At 48.6% G+C, this 19,021-nt stretch carries 18 protein-coding genes; 13 read left to right on the forward strand and 5 right to left on the reverse strand.

All coding sequences use genetic code 11. From position 1 onward, the window contains the following. Positions 1-10 precede the first annotated feature (10 nt). Together ACWJJS_RS15770 and tatC are read left to right on the forward strand one after the other, a co-directional pair. Positions 11-208: a twin-arginine translocase TatA/TatE family subunit gene (locus tag ACWJJS_RS15770; RefSeq protein ID WP_003156681.1), complete on the forward strand. Its 198-nt coding sequence runs from the start codon at positions 11-13 to the stop codon at positions 206-208. Between the two features lie 61 nt (positions 209-269). Continuing rightward, the gene (gene tatC, locus ACWJJS_RS15775) at positions 270-998 is read left to right on the forward strand and encodes a twin-arginine translocase subunit TatC (RefSeq protein WP_071392170.1); all 729 of its coding nucleotides are present in this window, start codon (positions 270-272) and stop codon (positions 996-998) included. On the opposite strand, the gene pcp is transcribed toward tatC, so the two are convergent. Further along, complete coding sequence (gene pcp, locus ACWJJS_RS15780; protein WP_070081320.1) at positions 995-1,642, reverse strand: pyroglutamyl-peptidase I; 648 nt, start codon at positions 1,640-1,642, stop codon at positions 995-997. The genes tatC and pcp overlap by 4 nt on opposite strands. A 71-nt stretch (positions 1,643-1,713) precedes the next feature. Between pcp and ACWJJS_RS15785 the strand changes: the two genes are divergently transcribed. After that, positions 1,714-2,841: an aminotransferase class V-fold PLP-dependent enzyme gene (locus tag ACWJJS_RS15785; protein ID WP_167859851.1), complete on the forward strand. Its 1,128-nt coding sequence runs from the start codon at positions 1,714-1,716 to the stop codon at positions 2,839-2,841. 36 nt (positions 2,842-2,877) lie between these two features. Here ACWJJS_RS15785 and lmr(B) read toward each other — a convergent pair whose 3' ends face one another. Then, the gene (gene lmr(B) / locus ACWJJS_RS15790) at positions 2,878-4,317 is read right to left on the reverse strand and encodes a lincomycin efflux MFS transporter Lmr(B) (RefSeq protein WP_007609218.1); all 1,440 of its coding nucleotides are present in this window, start codon (positions 4,315-4,317) and stop codon (positions 2,878-2,880) included. A 36-nt stretch (positions 4,318-4,353) separates the two neighbouring features. Next, positions 4,354-4,920 (reverse strand): TetR/AcrR family transcriptional regulator, encoded by a 567-nt coding sequence (locus ACWJJS_RS15795; protein WP_070081323.1) that lies wholly within the window; start codon positions 4,918-4,920, stop codon positions 4,354-4,356. Between the two features lie 177 nt (positions 4,921-5,097). On the opposite strand from ACWJJS_RS15795, the gene ACWJJS_RS15800 reads away from it, so the two are divergent. The 4 genes from ACWJJS_RS15800 (at position 5,098) to ACWJJS_RS15815 (ending at position 9,324) form a co-directional block, all read left to right on the forward strand. Then, positions 5,098-6,213 (forward strand): type II asparaginase, encoded by a 1,116-nt coding sequence (locus ACWJJS_RS15800; protein ID WP_436335376.1) that lies wholly within the window; start codon positions 5,098-5,100, stop codon positions 6,211-6,213. 196 nt (positions 6,214-6,409) lie between these two features. After that, positions 6,410-7,054, forward strand: coding sequence for an esterase/lipase family protein (locus ACWJJS_RS15805; RefSeq protein ID WP_070081325.1), 645 nt, complete (start codon positions 6,410-6,412; stop codon positions 7,052-7,054). A 136-nt stretch (positions 7,055-7,190) separates the two neighbouring features. Next, positions 7,191-8,261, forward strand: a complete 1,071-nt coding sequence (locus ACWJJS_RS15810) for a helix-turn-helix domain-containing protein (RefSeq protein ID WP_070081326.1) — start codon at positions 7,191-7,193, stop codon at positions 8,259-8,261. A 130-nt stretch (positions 8,262-8,391) separates the two neighbouring features. Next, the gene (locus ACWJJS_RS15815; protein ID WP_070081327.1) at positions 8,392-9,324 is read left to right on the forward strand and encodes an aldo/keto reductase; all 933 of its coding nucleotides are present in this window, start codon (positions 8,392-8,394) and stop codon (positions 9,322-9,324) included. A gap of 43 nt (positions 9,325-9,367) precedes the next feature. Here ACWJJS_RS15815 and ACWJJS_RS15820 read toward each other — a convergent pair whose 3' ends face one another. Next, on the reverse strand, positions 9,368-10,363 hold the full coding sequence (locus tag ACWJJS_RS15820; RefSeq protein ID WP_014304282.1) for a DUF5105 domain-containing protein: 996 nt from the start codon (positions 10,361-10,363) through the stop codon (positions 9,368-9,370). A gap of 128 nt (positions 10,364-10,491) precedes the next feature. On the opposite strand from ACWJJS_RS15820, the gene ACWJJS_RS15825 reads away from it, so the two are divergent. Together ACWJJS_RS15825 and ACWJJS_RS15830 are read left to right on the forward strand one after the other, a co-directional pair. Then, the gene (locus tag ACWJJS_RS15825; protein ID WP_176283097.1) at positions 10,492-11,892 is read left to right on the forward strand and encodes a YcdB/YcdC domain-containing protein; all 1,401 of its coding nucleotides are present in this window, start codon (positions 10,492-10,494) and stop codon (positions 11,890-11,892) included. A 200-nt stretch (positions 11,893-12,092) separates the two neighbouring features. Further along, positions 12,093-13,451: a YcdB/YcdC domain-containing protein gene (locus ACWJJS_RS15830; RefSeq protein ID WP_077721754.1), complete on the forward strand. Its 1,359-nt coding sequence runs from the start codon at positions 12,093-12,095 to the stop codon at positions 13,449-13,451. Here the strand turns inward: ACWJJS_RS15830 and ACWJJS_RS15835 are convergent. Beyond that, the gene (locus ACWJJS_RS15835) at positions 13,448-13,951 is read right to left on the reverse strand and encodes a M15 family metallopeptidase (RefSeq protein ID WP_077721755.1); all 504 of its coding nucleotides are present in this window, start codon (positions 13,949-13,951) and stop codon (positions 13,448-13,450) included. The genes ACWJJS_RS15830 and ACWJJS_RS15835 overlap by 4 nt on opposite strands. Positions 13,952-14,060: 109 nt before the next feature. Between ACWJJS_RS15835 and ACWJJS_RS15840 the strand changes: the two genes are divergently transcribed. The 4 genes from ACWJJS_RS15840 to ACWJJS_RS15855 all read left to right on the forward strand — a co-directional run bounded on the left by ACWJJS_RS15840 (position 14,061) and on the right by ACWJJS_RS15855 (position 18,983). Next, entirely contained in the window at positions 14,061-15,182 is a 1,122-nt protein-coding gene (locus ACWJJS_RS15840) for a response regulator aspartate phosphatase (protein WP_003156660.1), read from the forward strand. 115 nt (positions 15,183-15,297) lie between these two features. After that, positions 15,298-16,077: a glucose 1-dehydrogenase gene (locus tag ACWJJS_RS15845; protein ID WP_003156659.1), complete on the forward strand. Its 780-nt coding sequence runs from the start codon at positions 15,298-15,300 to the stop codon at positions 16,075-16,077. An 82-nt stretch (positions 16,078-16,159) separates the two neighbouring features. After that, on the forward strand, positions 16,160-17,839 hold the full coding sequence (locus tag ACWJJS_RS15850) for a glycoside hydrolase family 13 protein (protein WP_454023696.1): 1,680 nt from the start codon (positions 16,160-16,162) through the stop codon (positions 17,837-17,839). A gap of 184 nt (positions 17,840-18,023) precedes the next feature. After that, on the forward strand, positions 18,024-18,983 hold the full coding sequence (locus ACWJJS_RS15855; protein ID WP_003156656.1) for a metal ABC transporter substrate-binding protein: 960 nt from the start codon (positions 18,024-18,026) through the stop codon (positions 18,981-18,983). Positions 18,984-19,021: the final 38 nt, after the last annotated feature.

A 19,021-nucleotide genomic window follows, 5' to 3' on the forward strand; every position in this document is an offset into this window, starting at 1 on the left:
AGGCGCACTCATGTTTTCAAATATCGGCATTCCCGGGTTGATCCTGATTTTCGTCATCGCTCTCATCATTTTCGGACCTTCAAAACTTCCGGAAATCGGCCGTGCCGCCGGCCGCACGCTGCTTGAATTTAAAAGCGCCGCAAAAACATTGGTCTCAAATGAAGAGCCGGACAAGCAGACGGCTGAGAAAGACAAAACGGCAGGCTGAATCCTGACATGGGGGCAGACGAATCCGCTTCTGCCTCTTTCTCTATAAGGAGGATGTACGATTGGATAAAAAAGAAACCCACTTGATCGGGCATTTAGAGGAAGTCCGGCAGCGTCTCATTAAAACCGTTATCGCCTTTCTTGTGTTTTTTATCGGCGCCTGCTGGTTTGTGCAGGATATTTATGACTGGCTGATCAAGGATTTGCATGGCAGGCTGGCCGTTTTAGGGCCGAGCGAGATTTTATGGGTGTATATGATGATTGCGGGAATATGCGCCCTTACGGCAGCGATTCCGGTTGCGGCCTTTCAGCTCTGGCGTTTTACGGCGCCGGCTTTGACCCCGTTTGAACGCCGCGCCGCTTTGCTTTACATTCCGGGGCTTTCGGTTTTGTTTATTATCGGAATTTCCTTCGGGTATTTTGTGCTGTTTCCGATTGTGCTCGGATTTTTAACACAATTATCCGCCGGCCATTTTGACATGGTATTTACGGCGGACAAGTATTTTACCTTTATGCTGAATCTTACATTGCCGTTCGGATTTTTGTTTGAAATGCCTCTGGCCGTCATGTTTCTGACACGGCTCGGAATCGTGAATCCAACCCGGCTGGCAAAGGCGCGGAAGCTTTCGTATTTTTTGCTGATCGTCGTCTCGGTGCTGATTACGCCGCCGGATTTTATGTCTGACTTTCTCGTCATGATTCCGCTGCTCGTTCTCTATGAAATCAGTGTGACGCTGTCCCGCATCGTTTACCGGAAGAAATGGGCCGAGGCGCCGCCGTCTGCAGCTTAGTGAAGTTCGCCTCCGCCGGTCTCAATATCGTCCTCATGCGCCGCGGCGGTCACCGCGGCGATTTTGAGCGCTTTTGTCACGAGATCAAGGCTGAGGCTCGGCGCAGACTTCTGCAAGGTTTGCTCCGGAATGTACGGGATGTGTATAAACCCGCCGCGGATGTGCGGATGATGGCAGGTGATTTCATCCATCAGCCCGTAAAAGAGATGATTGCATACAAACGTCCCCGCCGTGTAGGATACAGCCGCGGGAATGCCTTCCTTTTTGATTTCCTCAACGATCCGTTTAATCGGAAGGCCGGTCCAATAGGCTGCGGGACCGCCTTGAGAAATGTTTTCCCCGACAGGCTGGTTTCCTTCGTTATCCGGTATGCGCGCCTCATTCAGATTGATTGCGACCCGTTCCGGCGTGATCTGCATTCTGCCGCCTGCCTGTCCGACACAAATGATAATGTCAGGCTGATGCTTTTTGACCGCTTCGCGCAGCATGGCAAGAGACTTATAAAAAACGGTCGGCACTTGTTCAGATACGATAGAGGCAGGGCCTTCATGGGAACCGTCCAGCCGTTTGACCGCTTCCCATGAAGGATTGACCGTTTCCCCGCCGAAGGGGTCAAAGCCTGTCAGCAATACTTTTTTCTCCATATAAAACCCTCCTTTTCTTTTTACCATACTCTATAATGGACATATATTCCTGCCGAAGGGGGAAACATGTCTTGAATTCGCCTCTGGTGCAATACCGATCTTTATTTCCGGCGCTCCGCACACATACGATGCTCGCCAGCTGCTCTCAAAGCGCTCTTGCCCTGCCGGTTTCAAAAGCGGTCAATGACTATCAGGAAAGCCTGCTTCAGCATGGCGGAAACTGGGAAGAAGCCATTGGACGTACGGAGCAGGCAAGGTGTGAATTTGCGAAATTGATCGGCGCCCATCCTGAAGAAATCGCCGTTTTACCTTCAGTAACGGCTGCTGTCTCTGCCGTCGTTTCTGCTTTAACGGATTGCCGAAAGAAACAGGCGGTGTATACGGAATTGGATTTTCCTGCGATCGCCCACATTTTGAAGGCACAGACTGAGATGGAGCTTTCAGTCGTGCCGTCTGAAGATGGAATGATCCCGCTAGAGCGGTATGAGACGTACATATCGGAGCAGACGCTTTTCACCTGTGTGCCCCATGTGTCATATACGTCGGGGTTTGTCCAGGATATGAAGCGCATTGCCGAGATATCCGCAAAGAAGGGATCGCTTCTTTTTGTCGATGCTTATCAATCGGCGGGGCACATCCCGATTGATGTAAAAGAATGGGGAGTTGATATGCTGGCCGCGGGCGCGAGAAAGTATATGCTCGGCATACCGGGAACGGCGTTTCTTTATGTCAGAAAGGAACTTGCCGAACGGCTGAAGCCGAAAGTCACCGGGTGGTTCGGGCAGCAGCGGGCGTCGATGCTGGATTTAACCCGTTTTTCTTATGCGGACGGAGCCAAACGCTTTGAGACCGGGACCCCGGCATTTATCAGCATATATGCGGCACAGGCGGCTTTATCTCTATTAAACGATGCCGGCACAGACCGCATTCACCAAGAAGTAAAAAAACTCAGCGCATTTGCGTATGAATACGCTTCTGAAAAAGGACTGAATCTCACAGGGCCGCCGTCTGCCGATGACAGACCCGGCATGATTTCCATACGGGATGAAAAAGCGGCGGAAACGGCTGCGCTGTTGAGGCGGAAAAACATCGTATGCGCACCCAGCGGACAAATCATCCGGCTGGCGCCTCATTTCTATAACACGGCTGACGATCTGATCTATGCGATTGATGAACTGGCTGAAGCGCGCGGTATATAAAAAAAACAGCAGACTCACGGGGAGCCTGCTGTTTTCTTATGAATGATTCACTTTGACCCGTTTCATAAAGAAAGCGCTGATCAAGCCGATAACGGCGACAATCATCGCGAAGATAAAGGCGTGCTGGACGCCCGCAATCAGCGCGTGAGAGTATGCGGAAGGATCATTCGGGTTTTTCGCGGTGCTCATATAATTCTTCTGGCCGGCAGCCATGATGCTGACCGCCACCGCAGTGCCGATTGCGCCGGCCATCTGCTGGAGCGTATTCATAATGGCTGTTCCGTCCGGATAAAATTCCGGCGGCAGCTGATTTAAGCCGTTCGTTTGCGCCGGCATCATGATCATGGAAATGCCGATCATCAGGCATGTATGAAGCGCGACAATCAGAAGCGCCGTAGAAGCGCCGTTAATGTTTGAGAAAAACGAAAGCACAGTTGCCGTGATGACAAACCCGGGAATGACAAGCCACTTCGGCCCGTATTTATCAAACAGACGCCCCGTCACCGGAGACATAAAGCCGTTTAAAATACCGCCCGGCAGCAGGATGAGCCCGGACGTAAACGCCGTCAGCATCAGTCCGCTTTGTAAATACATAGGCAATAGGAGCATTGTCGATAAGATAACCATCATACAGATAAACACAATCACGACACCGAGAACAAACATCGGATAGCGGAAAGCGCGCAGATTCATCATCGGCTGCTTCATTGTCAGCTGCCTGATGGAAAATAAGATGAGCGCGATCGCGCCGACAGTGAGCGAACCGATAACCGTCGGGCTTGACCAGCCGTCTGATCCTTCGCCCGCATTGCTGAATCCGAATACGATGCCGCCGAACCCGATCGTAGACAGAATAATGGAAAGCACGTCAATTTTCGGTTTTGTAATGTCAGACACGTTCTGCATGTAGGCGATGCCGAATAAAAGAGCCAACACAAGAAACGGCAGGGAAATCCAGAAAATCCAATGCCAGTTCAAATGCTCTAACACAAGCCCTGAAAATGTCGGACCGATCGCAGGAGCGAACATGATGACAAGCCCGATCGTCCCCATCGCCGCTCCGCGCTTATGCGGCGGGAAGATGACGAGGATTGTATTAAACATCAGCGGCAGCAGCAGCCCGGTTCCTAAAGCCTGCACGATTCTTGCCGCCAAAAGAAACGGAAAGCTCGGCGCAAGCGCTGCAATCAGCGTGCCGATAATGGAAAAAGCGAGTGAAACGATAAACAGCTGTCTCGTCGTAAACCATTGCAAAAGCAGACCTGATACCGGGACAAGAATACCGAGAACGAGCAGATAGCCCGTCGTCAGCCACTGGACGGTCGCAGGAGTGATATGTAGCTCCTTCATCAGATCAGTCAGGGCGATATTCAGCGCCGTTTCACTGAACATGCCGATAAACCCTGCCGTCAGCAAAGAAATCATGATCGGCATGACTTTATATTGTTTGGAAGGCTGAGCGTTTTCCAAAATCATTCTCCTCTCTTTCTATACGTACATGTCTCTCGTATTTTATGTCTTCAGCAGGTTGGGGATTTGTTTAGAAATATGGAGGATCGGCATTTTGTCTTTTTTGGCTAAGGACACAATGATGCCGCCTTCTATCATGGCATTTAAAACAGTGCTGATTTCCGCCGCTTTCTCATCAGAAAAACCAGCTGATCTTAATTTGCCCGCGAACAGATTCTCCCATTCCTGATAAGCGCTTTGACAGGCCTGCCGGAGCTTTTCGCTCTTTAAAGCAGTCTCGGCAGCCAGTAAACCGACAGGAAACCCTTCAAAATTCTCCGGACATGTGAATTGGCTTGATAAGTCCTGTAAAAACGCTTGAATGCTTTCCGCAGGATCAGGATAGGCATCAAGGCTTTCTTTTATTTTCATACGGATATAATGGCTCATTTCATTGACAGCCTCAATGGCGAGCTGCTCTTTGCCGTCCGGAAAATGATAGTAAAGAGAACCTTTCGGCGCACCGCTTTCTTTAATAATCTGATTCAGTCCCGTGCCGTAATACCCCTGAAGCTGAAACAGCCTGGTTGCCGCGGCGAGGATTTTTTCACGAGAATCTCCATAGCTCATAATGTTCCCACCTTACTGATTTGTGACAAATTTAAAATATAGTGACTGGTCTATTATCTGGATTTCGCATGACGGTGTCAAGAATTTTTAACGGTTATTTTCTTCGGAAGGTTGCCTGACAAGCGCGTTGACCGGTGAGAGGAAAATCTTCATAAATAAAGAAAAGGAGAGAAAAGAATGAAAAAACAATTCATGCCCTTCATTACATTTATCACGGCTCTGCTCTTCATCGCGGCCGGCTGCTCCCAATCTCCTCAAACGAAAGAAACACCGCCCCAGATGGCAGCCGCAGCCTCTGCGAAAAAAGACGGACTTCCGAATATTAAAATTCTTGCCACCGGCGGCACAATTGCAGGCGCTGCTCCTTCGAAGACGTCCGCTACGGAGTACAGGGCGGGGGCAATCGGAGTTGATGCCCTGATTCAGGCCGTTCCGGAGATAAAAGAGGTCGCGCATGTGAGCGGAGAACAGGTTGTGAATATCGGCAGCCAGAATATGAATAACGAGACACTGCTGAAACTTGCAAAACGGGTAAACAAGCTGCTCAAGTCTGATGATACAGACGGCATTGTCATTACACATGGAACAGACACACTTGAGGAAACCGCCTACTTTCTCAATCTGACGGTCAAAAGTGACAAGCCCGTTGTTGTCGCCGGGTCAATGCGGCCGTCCACGGCGATCGGAGCGGACGGGCCGTCCAACTTATATAACGCGGTAAAAACAGCGGCTGCGCCTGAGGCGAAAGGCAAGGGGACGCTTGTCGTATTAAATGACAGAATCGCTTCGGCGCGTTATGTGACAAAAACCAATACAACCGCGATCGACACTTTCAAATCGGAAGAAATGGGTTATATCGGAACAATTGCCGATGACGTCTATTTTAATAACATCATCACCCGAAAGCATACGAAGGATACAGATTTCCAGATAGATAAACTTGATAAACTGCCGCAGGTCGATATTATATACGGCTATCAAAATGACGGAAGCTATCTCTTTGAAGCCGCCGCAAAATCAGGGGCGCAAGGCATTATTTTTGCAGGCCCGGGAAACGGCTCAATGTCTGATGCGGCGCTAAAAGGCGCTGTAAAGTCGGTCAAAAGCGGGCTGGCGGTCGTCCGTTCCACAAGGACGGGAAACGGAACGGTAACACCTAATCGAGAGTATGAAAAAGACCATTTGACAGCTTCAAACTCTCTCAACCCTCAAAAAGCGCGGATTCTGCTCATGCTCGCGCTGACAAAAACGCATGATCCTAAGCGGATTCAAACCTATTTCAATGAGTACTAGGAGAAGAGAACCGGGTGTTCTCTCCTTTTTCGGTATGACGTATTAAAGCATAAGCGTGCTTTCGGGAAAGGGGCGTCTTTCTCATTTTTTCGCCTCTTTTTCAATTGTTGAAAACAGTAAAAAATACACTATTTTTTCCTTTCCTTCTCTAATAGAATGAAAATTGCAAAAATATTACATAGCAGGAGGAAAGTTCATGAAACAAATCAAAAGCAAAATCCTAGCGATTCTTACAGTTTGCATGCTGTCCGTCATTTCCGTATTTGCCTTCCAGCCGACCGTATCGAAAGCCTCCTCAGGGCATAACCCTGTTGTCATGGTCCACGGAATCGGCGGGGCGTCCTTTAACTTCGCGGGAATCAAAACATATTTGGCATCCCAAGGCTGGTCAAGAAAAGAGATGTACGCCATTGATTTCTTAGACAAAACCGGAAACAACAGACACAATGCGCCGAGACTGTCCAATTACGTGAAAAAAGTGCTCAGCGAAACAGGTGCGAAAAAAGTCGATATCGTCGCGCACAGCATGGGCGGCGCCAACACGCTCTATTACATTAAAAATCTTGACGGCGGAGACAAAATCGCAAACGTCGTCACACTCGGCGGAGCGAACGGCCTTGTGACCAACCGGGCGCTTCCGGGGACTGATCCGAACCAAAAGATTTTATATACATCGATTTACAGCTCAGCGGACTTGATCGTCCTGAACCCGCTGTCACGACTGATCGGCGGGAAAAACGTGCAGATTCACGGTGTCGGACACATCGGACTTTTGATGAACAGCCAAGTAAACGGGCTGATTAAAGAAGGTCTGAATGGCGGCGGACAAAATACAAATTAACAGTTTCAAAGCCCCGGAGAATGAGAATATCCCGGGGTCTTTTTTTCTTCCATATTCTTTTTTCGCCGTAAACCAAGCCCTCTGAAGTTATTTTTGTTAAAATAATAAAGTTATATCAGAATTCGGAGGGTTTATTGTGGGAAAAGTGAAAAGAAATGCCCCTTGCCCATGCGGCAGCGGGAAGAAATATAAAAAATGCTGCGGAAGCAAAGAAGCTGCCATTCCGGCAGACATCGCGGCAAAAGAAGCGAAACAGATTCAGGAAAGCTTAATGGAGTACGCCTTTACAGCACATAGAGACGGCATATCATCATTTATTAACCAGCATGAGTTCATTACGGAGCTGGACAGACAGACTAAAGACATCGGAGTCTTCAACCTCGGCATCTGGGGAATTTTCTTCCGTCCGCTGGCAGGCGGCAAGACGATTTTTGAAGAATATCTTCAGAAAAAAGCCGGCGGCATCAACCGTCCGAAAACACGGGAAATCGTTGAATCATGGAAAAGCATGACACCAGCGGTTATGGTGCTTGAAGATGTGAAAGAAGGAATGATTCACTTTGAAGATGTGATGACAAAGAAACAATTCAAAGTGGAAATGGACGTCAGCCAGCAGGATCTTCCGCCGGCGGGAAGCCTGATTCTCGGCTATCCGATCCACGAAGCGGAAAAAGCGGAGTTCTTCATGCAGTTTACGATCTTCCCTGTGAAGCGGACCGAAGCTCTAATCAGCAAAGTGAAAAAGGCGGCTGCCCCGGCCCTTGCGGAAGGAAAATCGCCTGAGCGCTTTATGCAGGAAGACTTCGACACTGTGCTGGCCGCTCTTTTAGGAACGGCGGAAGAGCCTGAGCAGGCTGCTGAAGAAAAACAGACGGAGTGGGCGAACGACATGGAGAAGGAAACGGCGGACGCCATTGAAAAAGGCCTGAGCGGGGATGAATACCCGGCTGAGCTGGTTCCGGCCGTTATTGACCTGTGGAAAACGTTCTGTGTCAAAAAAGCACCGACGATCAGAAAGCCGGAAGCTTTCGCGGCGGCGGTCGAATATTACGTAAACAGTATTTCTCTGAACGGCGCGTCCGTTTCTCAAGCTAAGCTGGCGAAGAAGTACGGCGTCAGCGCCTCAACGATTTCCAGCCGCTATAAGGAAATCGAGGGTGCTCTCACAGATGAAGCCGAACGCTTCGCCGCAGCTCTGACATCTTAATACACAGCCAAAAAACCTTGAAGGGCACATGCTTTTCAAGGTTTTTTCTGCAGAAATGCTCTCGGGGCAGGATAATTCTTACCGGTTATCTAATACTAAACAGAGCGATAAAAGGAAGGGAGCCTGAGCCATGGATGAGACACGTACGCTGGGCAGGACGGATTTACGGGTAAAGCGTATCGGCTTTGGCGCTAATGCGGTCGGAGGACATAATCTGTTTCCGAATCTTAATGATGAAACGGGAAAAGAACTCATCCGCACAGCGTTGGACGGCGGCGTCAATTTTATTGATACGGCGTTTATATACGGTTTGGGGCGTTCCGAAGAGTTAATCGGTGAAGTTGTCGCAGAGCGCGGCGTGCGGGACAGCCTCGTGATTGCGTCAAAAGGCGCGCACAAAGAGGTCAACGGACAAATCGAGCTGGACAACAGCCGTGAATTTCTCCGTAGTGAGGCGGAAAACAGCCTGAAGCGGCTGAAAACAGACGTAATTGATTTGTATTACGTCCACTTCCCTGACGGCAAAACACCGCTCTCCGAAGTGGCGGGCACGCTAAAAGAACTGAAGGACGAAGGGAAAATCAGAGCAATCGGCGCGTCCAATCTCAGCTTCCGGCAATTGCAGGAGTTTAACGCCGACGGTTATTTAGAGGTTTTTCAATCGGAATATTCACTGATTCAGCGTGAGGCGGAGCATGATCTGCTGCCTTATTGTGAAAAGAACGGCATTTCTTTTATTCCTTATTTTCCGCTTGCTTCCGGCTTGCTGACGGGAAAGTTTACAAAAGACACAGTCTTTGAGGACAGCCGAAAGAACAGGCCGCCGTTTCAGGGAGAAGCTTTTCACCAAAACCTGGAGCGAGTGGATAAGCTTCGGTCCGTTGCGGAAGAAAAAGGGGCGCAGACAGCGCATATCGCACTCGCGTGGCTTCTGTCGCAGCCGGCGGTGGATGCGATCATTCCCGGAGCCAAACGCCCCAGCCAGCTGAAACACAATCTGGGCGCGCTTGATGTGCAGTTGACCGAGGATGAGGTTCAATATATCAGTGACATCTTCAAGTGAAAATAAAAAAAGGAAATAGCCTGCGCTATTTCCTTTCTTGCTGTCAGGACGTTTTCAAAAACGCTTCTGTCAATCCTTCCAGATCCGCGTCTGTATCCAGATACCACTGGCCGCGGGCGTTTTTCTTCATCTCGATTTCTCTTGTTACGGAAGAAGAAGCCGGTTTCAGGCGCATAAACTCTTCCGGATAGACAGAAAGCAGGTGGCTGACAATTTCGTTTTCATCAGCATCGGGGTGCTTTCCGGCATAGTCTTGCACGCGGTCTTGCAGCTGGCCCGCAAGCGGAGACATATCAAGCGGCGTCACTTTTGCTTCAAGGACGGCTTTTTTGCCTGACATGGATTTGGTATGCACCTTGAGCTCTGTGTTATCCCGAAGCGCTGATGACATGGCGTCAATAATAGCGGAAATGGCTTTTGAATCCGCCTGTTCTTGTGAAATGCCTGCAGAAGCGATAAAGCTGGCTTTCGCCGATTCCTGATATGCGGCGGCCGTCATTTTTTCATTTACACCGGTCAGGCGGGTGAAATCTTTATTGTGCTTGCCGTACAGCATCACATCAATGTATGCGGATAATGCGTCCGCCGGGTCAGGTTTTGCGTTTGAGGCTGTGCCTTTGACTTTCAGTTTATAAGATAAAGGCTTCGCGTCTTTTGCCTGCGGCTGATATACCAATTCATATGATTTGCCTTCGTCAGCCGTGAAGTACAGATTGCCCGTCACTGTCTTGCCCGCATGAAGCGTGCCGCTCTGCATCTGGTCATCCTTATCGGCCGCCGCTGTTTTCGCGTCATCCTGATAAAGCGAGAAGTCGCTGCTTTTGACGGTAAGCGGGTCTTTGCCCGTATTTTTGACGGTGACCGTTACTTTCAGCGCGGCCGGATGTTCAGTATCGTCTGAAGCGGCCCATGCCGTCTCTTTTATTTTCACTTTCGCCGTGCTGCTTTCCTGGCCGCCGCTCGTTTCGCTGCTGCATGCGGCGGTAAATGCCGTGAGAAGCAGTATGAAAAACACGGCGCTCATTTTTTTGATGGACATCTGGTTTACCCCCTGTTGTTATAATGATTAATTTAATAGTCATGAAGACAGACAGGTTAATTATACTAGTTTTGTATAAAAGAGTCTTGGTAATCATCAATATTTTTGGAAGAAAAGGAAGTGTTATGATGAAAAAAGAAGAATTGAAACAGCTGGCTCTCCGGATCGGAAACGTACCTGCCCGCTACGAGAGTAATGTGGAAGAATACCAGGAAGATGAGGTTTTGTTTTGGTGGGAAGATAAGAATGATCCGGAAGCCGGCATCATGGTTGAACTAGACCGGGACGGAAAACTGAAATCCTTATCCCGTCCGGCTTTCCGGACTGATCTGCCGGCTCTTTCGGAATCGGACATAGAAGAACGGATGCGGGCGTTTTTAGAAACCCATCGTCCGGGGGCATTGGCTGAGTTCGAATTGGAAAACAGCGGCTCCGCCAATGATGGTGATGTGAGATATTCCTATGTTCAGATGGCTGACGGTCTGCCGCTTCCGCTGACCGGGTTTTACGTCGACCTGTCTTTGACAGGGGAAGTAACCGGCTTTTCTTACCATGGGAAGGCCGATAATCTCTTAAGACCCGGAACAATTGCGGACAAGCGGGAAGCATTGGCTCACTTTGTCAAACATATTGAAGCGGAGCTGTTGTTCACCGTACTGCATCAGTCCGTCTATGTGCAGGGGGATGACAAGCCCCATCTCGTCTATGAAATCGTGTCTCCGACGCGGCCGATATCGGCTGACCTGAAGGAAGAGAATGCAGAAATAGACGAATATGAAGAGCTGGAAGACGGCACGCTGCCGTATGTCCCGATTTCATGCCCTGCACCTGAAGTGGAAAAGATGAGCATCAATGACATGATCGGGCTGCACGACGGTTTTTATAAAGAGAGGGAAAGCGATCTTGGGGACGGCCGCATCGGCATTGCCTGGCATCCTGAAAAAACAAAATCCGTACGGAAAGATAAAAGCTTAGAAAGTCTGTTAAAAGAGCGGAATGAACATGTATTGAAAACAATGCATGATAAAGAATCGGGCCGGCTCGCCGGAGTGATGTCATTTATACATAGTGAAGGCGAACCGGAGTTTTCCGAGGAAGAATGCCATCACATGGCCATCCGCTTTTTGTTCGCCATGTTTCCGGAAGCGGATCAGTATTTCCGGGTTCAATATGATGAGCCGGATGATGAAGGAGAAAACGTGGGACTTACATATAAGGCTTGTTCGGGCGGCGTTGATTTGCGATTCGGAGAGGGGAGAATCTGTGTCAGCAAAAAGACGGGTCTTGTCACTGTATATATGCCGCCGGAAATTGATCCGAAAGAGCTCGAGGAAATCGATCCCGTTCCTTCATTGACAATGGAAGAGGCGAAGGACGCGATCCGCCGGGCCATCAAAGCCGAGCTCGCTTGGGATCGTTGTTACGAAGACGGCAGCTGCGGAAAAGTGTACAGGCTCGTATATAAGCCGGTTTTCCCGCGGTTTATTGAGGCTCATACGGGAGAAGTGATCACGAGTTTAATAGGCTGAAGGTCATGGGCGTTCGTCCCGGGTCTTTCATGGGAAATGTGACTTTTGTATGGGGAACAACCGCTCTGAATACGGCTCTTTTCCCTCTTTGCTAAAAATAGACACATAAAAGGCACTTTCTTCCCTTTAAAAGGATAAGGACGTTTTTATATAATTAAAAACAGTTCTTTTTTATACACTCTTCTGAAAGGATGACCCCATTGCTGAAAGAACATCTGAGAAAAAAAGCGCTGGAGATCGGGAATATACCGCCGCACTATGAGCTTGAAATAGAAGATTATGATGAAAAACAAAAAACGAGAGCCTATTATATATGGAAAGATCGTAACCATCCGGATAAAACGGTAACGATTGAGCTGGGCGACGACGGATCTTTGCTTACATACTCACGCAACGACTGTCCGGGTTCAGACATGCAGCTGTCAGACGCCGAATTAAAGCTGACGGCTCTTCGGTTTGCGGCGAGACACCGCCCGCTTACTTTTATGAATTTCATCTTTCAGGCGAGGGAAGAACGCAATGGGTGCATCCGATTTATCTATACAAAAAAAGTGCTCGGCCGGCCGCTTCCCGATTCAGGTTTTTTCGTTGATGTAACCAGGAGCGGCTTCGTCGTGCAGTTTATCTATTACGGGGATAAGGGTGAAGCGCCCGTCCCGGAAACATTCGTCGATCGGGAAAAAGTCGTCTCGCATTATATGAGTGTGCTGACATTCAGTCTCGTCTATGATGTGGTCAATTTTGAGAAAATACCGCGTCTCGTCTATGAACCGATTCTGCCGGCTTACAGCTATCCGGCCGGTGAAGATGATATCGTGCCGGATCAGCAGCTTTGCGAAGACAGGAATGAGCCGGCAAAACCGCTTCCCGCGTTTGAACATAAACGGGAAATCAGCCTGGATGAATTAATGGGGTTTACCTCGGATATGGTTCAGACGCGCCGGCGCGATCTCGGGGATGAGATCGGAACGACATGGCGGAAAGGGTCGGTTCCGGAACGGAAAGATTTGAGTATCGAAAGCTATTTTGAAACCAGCAACAAAAATACAATGAAGATGAAAACGGACAAAAAGACAGGGAAAATGACAGCCTTTAAATCTTTTATTGAGCATCAGGGCCCGGCCTTTTATTCTGCGGAAGAGTGTGAGACCGTCGCGCTTCAATTTTTATACAAGCTTTATCCGAGAGCGGACGAGTTTTTTAAAATGAACCCGCTGAAAACGGACGGAAGGGGCAGGTTCCGCTTCCATTTTTCCGTATGGCATCAGGATATTCCGCTGCGGTTCGGCGCTGCGAGAATACTTGTCAGTCCCGTAACGGGGCTTGTGGAAGCTTACATGGCGCCTGACATTGACCCGGAGCAGCTGGAGAAGATCAATCCGGTGCCGGCCGTTACTCCCGAAGAAGCAAAGGCCGCTTTTTTATCCGATTTCCATCTGCGGCTGGAGTGGCAGCGCGATTTTACGCCGTCCGGCAATGAAGGATATAAGCTTGTGTACAGGCCTGTCTATCCTCCGTACATTGATGCGCAAAAGCGAAAAAAGAAAAGGTTTTATTAGCCAGGGATCATTTGTAAATGAGGATAATCTTTAAAGCCTCTCCAATCGCCTCCCCAATCAAAACCGAGCGTTTTGGCAATCGATACGACCTCAAGCCAATCGGGCGTGCCGTTTCGGTTTCCGTCGTACGTCATATCCCACATCAGGCTTCCATCCTTTTTTTGCAGGGCGAAGTCGATCGCAAGGCCGTAATTGTGGTAAGATTCCCCGCCTTTTGCGTAGGTGACGATATTTCCTTTTTTTGAACGTCCTTGACGGTACAATTCGTTTTGTTCCTCAATTGATCTGAAACCCTCTGTGATAACGACGGTGATGCCTTTTTTCAGAGCGGCCGTCTGCAATAGCTCCGCATTCTGTTTCACGAGCGGATGAAGAGCGCTTGGAATGGCTCTATCTTGTAATGCCGTCTGCGGCCTCAGTTCTTTCTGCACATAGGAAAAACATAGGTCTGCGGAAAAGAAGAGGATCAAAAGCAGCGCAATTCTGACTGGTAGTTTCATGGTGAATTCTCTCTTTCTTTAATTGATTAAAATCTTTGTTTGCTCACTGCCATAAATTTGCTATGATAAAATATAACATAATTAGTAGCCGGAGGAAGGAGGCAAATCTATGAAATCCAAGATTCCATCTGAAGAAGTGGCCGTTAAGATGAATGAATGGTATAAGCTGATCCGCGCGTTTGAAGCCGATAAAGCTGAAGCGCTGAAGCGGGAGATTCAATATGAACTCGAAGATATGGAAGAAAATCAGGATTTATTGTTGTATTTTTCATTGATGGAATTTAGGCACCGCATCATGCTGGATAAATTAAAACCCATGAAAGACGGCGACTGCCAGCCTCCGTTCTCTGAAATGCTCACTGAGATTGAGATGAACCAGCAAAAGCTGACCGGCTTACTGGAATATTATTTTTACTATTTCAGAGGAATGTATGAATTTAAGCAGAAAAACTTCATCTCAGCGATTTCTCATTATAAGCGGGCTGAGGAAAAGCTTGAATATGTGGAAGATGACATAGAGAAAGCCGAGTTTCTGTATAAAATTTCTGAGGTGTACTATCATATCAAGCAGACTTTCTTTTCGATGAATTACGCGGGACAGGCGCTTGATATTTACAAGAAATATGAATTATACGGAATGCGAAGGGTGCAGTGCAAATTTATCATTGCCGGAAATCTGATGGACGCCCAGCAGCATAAAAAAGCGCTGGAATACCTCGAATGCGCCTTGGAGCACGCGGAGCGGCTTGATGATCAATATATGATTGCTGCGGCCTATTATAATATCGGGCACTGTATGTACAGTCTGGGTGACTTTTGCAAGGCGGCGGAGGATTTTGAACGGGCGGCTGCCGGATTTGAAGCACACAGCTTCCGGCAGGTCATCCAGGCTGTTTTTTCACTCACACATATCTACTTTAAAACGGAAAAATACAGTGAAGCCGCCGCCAGCTGCGCGCGGGGCATGAGAAGCGCGGCGGAGTGGGAAGATGAGATCTATATGACGAAATTCCGTCTGATTAAAGAGCTTTATCAGGGGGAAGGCGGACAGGATTCGCTCAAAGAGTATTTTGACATCCTGGAATCAAAGGAGCTGTTGGCTGACACAGAGGAACTGCTTCAGGACGCGGCTCATTTCTTTCATAAACGGGAGAACTACAAAGCGGCATCTTATTTTTTCAGCAGGCTTGTCGGCGTGCAAAAAAGGCTGCAAATGAACAACTACGCATAATGAAAAAAAGAACGAGGGAGCTTCGGTTTCATCGTTCTTTTTATGATTCCTTTTGTTTTCAGCCGATTAAAACCGGGTACATGCTCTGTATTAACATCAGGGAGGAAATGAGACAATGTATCAGGATTTACAGGGAAAAACAGCGATCGTAACAGGTTCTTCGAAAGGAATCGGAAAAGCCATTGCCGAACGCTTCGGCAAGGAGCGGATGAATGTGGTAGTGAACTACCTCGGTGATTCCGCCGGAGCGGAAGAAGCGGCGGACATCATTGAGAAAGCGGGAGGCAGAGCCGTCACCGTAAAAGCCGATGTATCCTCAGAAGAAGGGATTCAGGCGCTGTTTAATGCCGCTCAGGAGCATTTCGGGGGCGTGGACGTGATGGTCAACAATTCCGGCTTTAACGGAGCCGAAGCGATGCCCCATGAAATGAGCCTGGAGGATTGGCAAAGGGTCATCGACGTCAACGTGACCGGCACCTTTTTGGGGGCGAAAGCGGCACTGAAACATATGCTCGAGCGCGGCAAAAAAGGAACGGTCTTAAACATATCGAGCGTTCATCAGCAAATACCGCGTCCTGAAAACGTGCAGTACTCGGCATCCAAAGGCGGGATCAAAATGATGACGGAAACGATGGCGCTCAATTACGCAGACAAAGGCATCCGGGTGAATGCCATCGCTCCCGGAACGATCGCCACAGAGTCCAATAAGGATCTGGAAGATGAAACACATAAACAGGCCCAGCTGAAAAAAATTCCGATGAACGCCTTCGGAAAACCGGAAGAAGTCGCCGCGGCCGCCGCATGGATGGTGTCGGAAGAAGCGAGTTACGTAACCGGAACGACACTTTTCGTCGACGGAGGCATGACGCTTTATCCGTCTCAGCTGGAAAGTTAAAAGAGGAGGGGAAACCTTCTCTTTTTTGTTTAGAGAAGGGTCATAAAGGAAATGGTTCTCTAAAAAACAGGAGGGCCGCAAGATGGCGAGTGACTGGTGGAAAGACGCCGTTGTCTATCAAATCTATCCGCGAAGCTTCCAAGATACGAACGGCGACGGCATAGGCGACCTGCGGGGGATTATCGCGCGTCTCGATTATATAAAAGAACTTGGCGCTGATGTGATATGGATCTGCCCGATTTATCCGTCTCCAAACGTCGATAACGGCTACGATGTGACGGATCATCAAGCGATTATGGAATCATACGGAACGATGGAAGACTTTCACGGTCTGCTTGCAGAATGCCGCAGCCGCGGATTAAAGCTTGTGATGGACTTCGTCTTAAATCATACCTCCACGGAGCATCCTTGGTTCAAAGAGGCGGAAATGAATCCGGACAGCAAATACCGCGATTATTATATTTGGCGGCCGGGCACCGCGGACGGCCCGCCGACCGATTGGGTGTCGGATTACGGACAATCCGTCTGGCAGTACGAAGAACATACGGGCGAATATTACCTGCATATGAACGCCGTCAAACAAGCCGATCTGAATTGGGAAAATCCCGAGGTTCGGCAATCAGTATACGAGATGATGAGATTTTGGCTCGATAAAGGCGTGGACGGATTGCGAATAGACCAGCTTCATCTTCTGTCAAAAAAAGAATACTTGCCGCCATATGAAGATTACATCGCCCGCCGGGCCGACCCGAAGCCTTTCCGGCCAAACGGAGCACGGATACATGATTACTTAAAAGAAATGACGAAAGAGGTATTTTCCAAATATGACGTGATGTCGGTCGGCGAGGCCGGATCAGTGACGCCTGAGGAAGGACTGGTCTACACGGGAACCGATGAGCATGAACTGAATATGATTTTTCATTTTCAGCATATGGAGCTTGATCAAAAGCCGGGCCAAGAGCATTGGGATGTAAAACCGCTTGAGCTGGCCGATTTGAAGAAAGTGCTCACAGACTGGCAGGAAAAACTGGAACATCAAGGCTGGAATACGCTGTATTGGTGCAATCATGACCAGCCCCGGATCGTATCCCGTTTCGGAGACGAAGGCACATACCGCAAAGCATCCGCCAAAATGCTTGCCGCCCTGCTTTATTTCATGAAAGGCACGCCGTACATTTACCAGGGGGAAGAAATCGGCATGACAAACGCTCCGTTTGACAGAATAGAGGATTATCAAGATATTCAGACCGTCAATATGTATCATAAAAGGGTATTTGAAATGGGCCGTGACAGAGAAGAAGTCATGGCGTCCATTATGGCGAAAAGCCGCGATCATGCCCGTACACCGATGCAGTGGGACGGCAGCAAGAATGCCGGATTTACGGAGGGCGAACCGTGGCTGAAGGTCAATCCCAATTACAAAACCGTCAATGCGGCCGAGGCTCAGGATGATCCCGATTCTATATTGAACTTTTACAAAAAACTGATCCGCCTGCGAAAACAGTATGCTGATATCATAAAAGGCAGCTACACGCTGCTGTTTCCTGATGACCCGCAGCTGTTTGTGTATGAAAGACAGGCAAACGGACAAAAACTCATGTCCATCAGCAACGTATCGAAAGAAGAAGCCGCCTTTTATTGGCCGGACGGCTCCGGATCTGAAAGGGCCAAGCTGCTTCTCAGCAACTATGAAAATAACGGCGGTGCGGAATCCCGCATCACATTCCGCCCTTATGAAACAAGAGTTTATCTGCTTGCCTGATATGTGATACGACGCCCCCGTCCATACATGGCGGGGCTTTTTAGGTAAATCGGTTATCAATTTAGAAAAAAATTTCTTGCAAAACGTAATTACTTCGTTTTATTATGGTATAGGTAACAAATGAACGAGAAAGTACGCTTTGGAAATCGTCATCATTCTGATTTACAGAACAGGGGGAAACGGCTTGTTTAAAAAATGGAGCGGAATCATTGTCATTGCGGCATGCTTTTTAATTGCGGCGGGCTGCGGCAATTCATCTTCGAAAGGTTCGTCAGGTTCTTCGAAAAGCGGCAAACTGCACGTCGTGACGACCTTTTATCCTATGTACGAATTCACGAAACAAATTGTCAAAGACAAAGGCGATGTAGACATTCTCATCCCGTCTTCGGTCGAACCCCATGATTGGGAGCCGACGCCGAAGGATATCGCCGGCATTCAAAACGCCGATCTTTTCGTATACAACAGCGAATATATGGAGACATGGGTTCCTTCAGCGGAAAAAAGCATGAGCTCTGATCATGCGAAGTTTGTAAAGGCGTCGAAAGGAATTGACTTGCTCGAAGGTTCGGATGAAGAGGAAGAGGAACATGGACACGGCGGTCATGACCACAGCCGCAGCATGGACCCTCACGTGTGGCTCAGCCCGGTTCTTGCGCAAAAAGAGGTCAAAACCATTACGGCGCAGATCGTAAAACAGGACCCGAAGAATAAAGCATACTATGAGAAAAATAGTAAAGAATATATTGCAAAACTGCAGGATCTTGATAAACTATACCGTACAACATTAAATAAAGCGTCGAAAAAAGAATTGATCACACAGCACGCAGCATTCAGCTATCTCGCCAAAGAATACGGCTTAAAACAAGTCGCGATTGCAGGCCTTTCTCCTGAAGAAGAGCCGAGTGCGGCCAAACTGGCGGATCTCAAAACGTTTGCCAAAAAGCATGATGTGAAGATCATCTACTTTGAAGAAGTTGCATCGCCTAAAGTTGCAGATACACTTGCCGGTGAAATCGGCGCGAAAACGGAAGTGCTCAATACACTGGAAGGTTTAAGCCAAAAAGAACGGGATAAAGGCATCGGTTATATCGACATTATGGAGAAAAACCTTGATGCACTGAAAGATTCGCTATTGGTTAAATAACATAGTGTGCGCCGCGGGGTGCACACTATTTCTATGCG

It is taken from the genome of Bacillus sp. JK106, from assembly GCF_053663355.1.